This is a genomic window from uncultured Agathobaculum sp. (genome assembly GCF_963927765.1).
Taxonomy (GTDB): domain Bacteria; phylum Bacillota; class Clostridia; order Oscillospirales; family Butyricicoccaceae; genus Agathobaculum.
In genome coordinates, this window is record NZ_CAWVCU010000004.1 from 1 (window position 1) to 5397 (window position 5397).

General features: G+C 59.9%; 3 protein-coding genes. All 3 read left to right on the forward strand.

All coding sequences use genetic code 11. From position 1 onward, the window contains the following. Nucleotides 1–59 precede the first annotated feature (59 nt). The 3 genes from ABGT74_RS00145 (at nt 60) to mfd (ending at nt 5322) form a co-directional block, all read left to right on the forward strand. Complete coding sequence (locus ABGT74_RS00145) at nt 60–1301, forward strand: aminotransferase class V-fold PLP-dependent enzyme (protein ID WP_346703966.1); 1242 nt, start codon at nt 60–62, stop codon at nt 1299–1301. A 32-nt stretch (nt 1302–1333) separates the two neighbouring features. Continuing rightward, the gene (gene nifU / locus ABGT74_RS00150) at nt 1334–1783 is read left to right on the forward strand and encodes a Fe-S cluster assembly scaffold protein NifU (protein WP_297179440.1); all 450 of its coding nucleotides are present in this window, start codon (nt 1334–1336) and stop codon (nt 1781–1783) included. An 80-nt stretch (nt 1784–1863) separates the two neighbouring features. After that, nucleotides 1864–5322 (forward strand): transcription-repair coupling factor, encoded by a 3459-nt coding sequence (gene mfd / locus ABGT74_RS00155; protein WP_346703967.1) that lies wholly within the window; start codon nt 1864–1866, stop codon nt 5320–5322. Nucleotides 5323–5397 lie beyond the last annotated feature (75 nt).

Sequence of the window (5397 nt, forward strand, 5' to 3'; positions counted from 1 at the left end):
TTTAGTGGTGTATCCGTGATTTGTGTATCCCCTTTTTGGAGAGAAAGGCTTGATATAAGATGAAAAGATTTGTTTATGCGGACAATGCGGCAACGACCCCGCTGTCCGAAACCGCATTTGATGCGATGAAGCCGTGGCTGACCGAGTTTTACGGCAACCCGTCCTCACTGTACCGCATCGGCCGCGAGGCCAAAATGGCGCTCAACGAAGCGCGCACAACGGTTGGCAAGTGCCTGAACGCCGCGATGCCGGTCAACGAAGCGAACGATTACGCCCCGGGTGAGATCATCTTCACCGGCGGTGGTTCGCAGGCGGACAACCTTGCTATCCGCGGCTTTATGCATGGCCCGACGGCGAAGGGCCGCAAGCATTTGATTACCTCTAAGATCGAGCATCACGCAGTGCTCTACACCTGCGAAGCGCTGGAAAAAGAGGGCTTCCGCGTCACCTATTTGGATGTGGACAAGTATGGCCGCGTTGATCTGGAGCAGCTGAAGAACGAACTTTCGGAGGATACCGCGCTCGTTTCCATCATGGCGGCAAACAACGAGATCGGCACCATCCAGCCGCTGAAGGAAATCGCGGCGCTTGCCCATTCGGTCGGCGCGAAGTTCCACACGGACGCGGTGCAGGCGGTCGGCCATATGCACATCGACGTGCAGGAAATGGGCATCGACATGCTTTCGCTTTCTGCGCACAAGTTCCGCGGCCCGCGCGGCGTTGGCGCGCTGTACCTCAAGAAGGGCATTGCACTGGAGCCGCTGGTATACGGCGGCGGACAGGAGCGCGGCCTGTGCTCGGGCACCGAGAACACCGCAGGCTGCATCGGCCTTGCGGCTGCGATGAAGGAAGCCGTTGAGGGGCTGGACGACAAGATGGGCTATGTGAAGCGCCTGACGGACAAGCTGGTTAAGGGCGTGATGGACAAGGTGCCCTACACGCACTTTACCGGTGACCCGGAAAACCGTCTGCCGGGCACGGCGTCGTTCGTGTTTGAGGCGATTGAGGGCGAGGGACTGATCCTGATGCTGGACAATATGGGCATCTGCGGTTCGACCGGCTCGGCCTGCTCGACCGGTTCGCTCGACCCGTCCCATGTTCTTATGGCAATCGGCCTGCCGCATGAGATCGCACACGGTTCTCTGCGCCTGACGCTGGGCGAGCAGAACACCGAGGAAGATGTGGATTACCTGATCGAAACGGTCGCACAGGTGGTGTCCACGCTGCGTTCGATGAGCCCGGTATGGGAGAACGGTAAGCCCAATCTGACCGCAGCAAGCGAGCTGCACGAGCATCACTAAGATAGATTCAACAGAAAAAGGAGATTTTTTCTATGCAATACAGCGAAAAGGTACTCGACCACTTCACCCATCCTCGCAATGTGGGCGAGATTGAGGATGCCAACGGCGTTGGCGAGGTTGGCAACGCCAAGTGTGGCGACATTATGAAGATTTACCTCAAGGTGTCGGATGACGGCGTGATTGAGGATGTCAAGTTCAAGACCTTCGGCTGCGGCGCGGCGATCGCGACCAGCTCGATGGCGACCGAGATGGTCAAGGGCAAGACGCTGGAAGAGGCGCTCAAGCTGACCAACAAGGCGGTTGCAGAGGCACTGGACGGCCTGCCGCCGGTCAAGATGCACTGCTCGGTGCTCGCGGAGGAAGCGCTGCGCTCGGCCATCGCGGATTACTATAAGCGCATGGGTAAGGATCCGGCAGAGATCCTTGGATGCAGCATGGACTGTGCCGCTTGCCACCACGAGCATGATGAGCACGCGCATTAAGTTCTGAACACACGCATACAATGAGGGCAGATTGCAAAATCTGCCCTTTTGGCGTCTCCAAAGGAGGGTGACAGCCCGGCATGACAGAGTTAACTAAAAGTATAACTTTTCTAAATGAATACAAATCGTTGAAAGAAGCCGTGCAGAAGGGCAAATCGCCGCTGCTCGCGGTCGGCTTATCAGCGATCCATAAGGCGCACCTTGCGGCGGCGCTCGGGCTGGATCTGAACCGGCCAGTATGCGTGCTGACCGACGACGACGCGGCCGCTGCGCGTTTTTCGCGCGACTTGCAAGCCTTTGCAGAACGCGAGGTGCTGACTTTGCCTGCGCGCGAACTGGTCATGGCGGACGTGGTCGGGGTGTCGCGCGGCTACGAGCAAAAGCGCCTTGCCGTACTGGATGTACTGCCACAGGCTTCCTTCGCGGTGCTGTCCGTACAGGCGGCGGTGCAGCGCACGCTGCCGCCCGACGCGCTGCAAAGCGCGGTGGTGACCCTTTTCACCGGACAGACTGTGCCGCTCGAGATGCTGACCCAGCAGCTGACCCGTGCGGGCTATGAGCGCTGTGTACAGGTCGAGGGCGTGGGGCAGTTCTCGGTGCGCGGCGGCATTCTGGACGTGTTCCCGCCGCAGTCGGCAAACCCCTATCGCGTCGAGTTTTGGGATGATGAGATCGACTCGATTGCGACCTTTGACGTCGGCAGTCAGCGGCGGCTGGAAACCGCCGAGACACTGCGCTGCCTGCCATGCATGGAAACACTGCCGCATCTTGCGCCGGGCGGCGCGAAGGGGTTGGCGAAAGCTGTGCGCGGCCTGCTTTCCACGCGCAAAAAGAAGCATGCCGATCTTGCCGCGCACATCGAGCGCGACGCGGAGCGGTTGGAAGAGACCGGTGCGCTGCCTGCGGCGGACAAATACCTGCCGCTGGTCTATCCGGAACTGGCAACCGCGCTCGATTATCTGCCGGAGAACGCGATTTTGCTGATTGAGGACACGCCGCGCCTGCGCGATGCGGTGCGTGACTTTATCGCGCGCATCGGGGATGATGTGACCGCGCTGCTTGAGCGCGGTGAGCTTGCGCCCGGATTGGACGGCTATGCGCTCGATTTTGCCGCGCTTGCCCGCACGCCGTGTACTATCCTGCGGATGGACAGTTTTTTGAACAACGTTCCGGAACTGGCGCCGCAGCATTTGGAGAACTTTGTAGCCAATCAGATGAATGCCTATGGCGGCAATCTGGATATGGCGGCAGCGGATATCCGCGGCTATACGCAGCAAGGGCGCGCGGTGGCCGTGCTGTGCGGCAGTGCGCTACGCTGCCGCAACATGTGCGACGCGTTGACCGAGGCGGGGCTGACCGCGACCGTCAGCGACCTGCTGCCCAAGGGCGGGCAGGTGTGCGTGATGGAGGGCACGCTGTCCGCGGGCTTTGAGTACCCTGACCTCGGATTGGTCGTTATCACGGAAGGGCAGGTGCTCGCGCGGCGCAAAAAGACGCAGGTCAAAAAGTCCAACCGCGACCGCGTCAAGTCGTTTACTGACTTAACGCCGGGAGATCTGGTCGTGCATGAGCATCACGGCATCGGCCGTTTTGTCGGCATGGAGCGCATGACCGTGGACGGTGCGGAGCGCGATTTTATCAAAATCGCCTTTGCTGGAACGGATTTTCTGTATGTCCCGGCGACCTCGCTCGACCTGATCAGCAAATACATCGGCGGCGGTGAACCGGAACGCGTGCGGCTCAACAAGCTAGGTGGCGCGGACTGGACGCGCTCCAAGGCGCGCGCGAAGGCAGCGGCAAAGGAACTGGCAGAGGGGCTCATCAAGCTGTATGCTGAGCGGGCGAAGGTGAAGGGCTTTGCCTTCCCGCAGGACGATGCATGGCAGCGCGAGTTCGAAGAGGCCTTCCCCTATGAGGAAACCGACGATCAGCTGCGCTGTATCGCGGAGATCAAGATGGATATGGAATCCGACCGCCCGATGGATCGTCTGCTGTGCGGTGACGTGGGCTTCGGTAAGACCGAGGTTGCGCTGCGCGCAGTGATGAAGTGTGTGCTGGCAGGCAAGCAGGCGGCCATCCTTGTGCCGACCACTGTGCTCGCGCGTCAGCACTATCTGACCGCCTTACAGCGGTTTCAGGGACATCCGGTCACAATCGAACTGCTCACGCGCTATAAAACCGGCTCAGAACAGACCCATCTGCTTAAAAAGCTGGAAGCCGGCTCGGTTGATATCGTGATCGGCACGCACAAGCTGTTCAACAAGAAGATCAAGTTCAAGGATTTGGGGCTGCTCGTCGTGGACGAGGAGCAGCGTTTCGGCGTGTCCCACAAGGAAACGCTCAAGGAGCTTTCCAAGACGGTGGACGTGCTGACGCTGTCCGCGACCCCGATTCCGCGCACGCTCAATATGGCGCTGTCCGGCATTCGGGACATGTCCTCGATCGAAGAGCCGCCGCTCGACCGTCATCCGGTGCAGACCTTCGTTTTGGAGCAGAACGACGGCGTGCTGCTCGACGCGATTCGGCGGGAACTTGCGCGCGGCGGACAGGTATATTATCTGCACAACCGCGTCGAGTCGATTGCGCGGTGCGCGAATCTGTTGCAGCAGCGTCTGCCGGACGCGCGCATCGGCATTGTGCACGGCAAAATGACGCAAAAGGAGATCGCCGCCGCGATGAACGCCATGGCGGACGGCGAGACGGATATTCTGGTCTGTACGACCATCATTGAGACCGGTATCGACATCCCGAACGCCAATACGCTTATCATCGAGAACGCGGACAACATGGGCCTTGCCCAATTACATCAGATTCGCGGGCGCGTTGGCCGGTCGAGCCGCCATGCCTATGCCTATCTGTGCTATCGACACGGCAAGGCGCTTTCCGAGATCGCGCAGAAGCGGTTGTCGGCGATTCGAGAATTTGCGGCATTCGGTTCAGGTTTTAAGATTGCGATGCGTGATTTGGAGATTCGCGGCGCGGGCAATGTGCTTGGCCCGGAGCAGTCCGGCCATATGATGAGCGTCGGCTATGACCTGTACCTCAAGCTGCTGGAAGAGGCCGTGCAGGAGGAAAAGGGCGAAACGCCAAAGCCGCGTGTGGACTGCGCAGCCGAACTGCTGCTGAGTGCCAATCTGCCGTCGGACTATGTGCCGGATGCAGGCCAGCGCGTCGATCTGTACCGCCGCATTGCACTCATCCGCACAGAGGAGCAGAAGAGCGACATGCTCGACGAGCTGATCGACCGCTTTGGAGAGCCGCCGAAGGAAGCGATTGCGCTGCTGGACATCGCGCTGCTGCGCAGCCGCGCGAGCGAACAGGGCATTTCGGAAATCAAGGAGCAGGACGGCCGTCTGCTGCTGACCTTCGCACAGACCGATTTTGCGCGTCTGTCCGCCCTGTGCGGGGACGAGTCGTTCCGGGGACGGTTGCTGCTCAATGCAGGGAGCACGCCTTATCTGTCGCTGCGGCTTAATAAGGGGGAAGCGCCGCTTTCGATGGCAGAAACGCTGGTCGGCAAGTATGCGCAGACCGCATAACGCAAAAAAACACCCGATGGAGCGAATCCATCGGGTGTTTCCCGCTATTCTGGTCAGATAATGCCCTGCATCTTT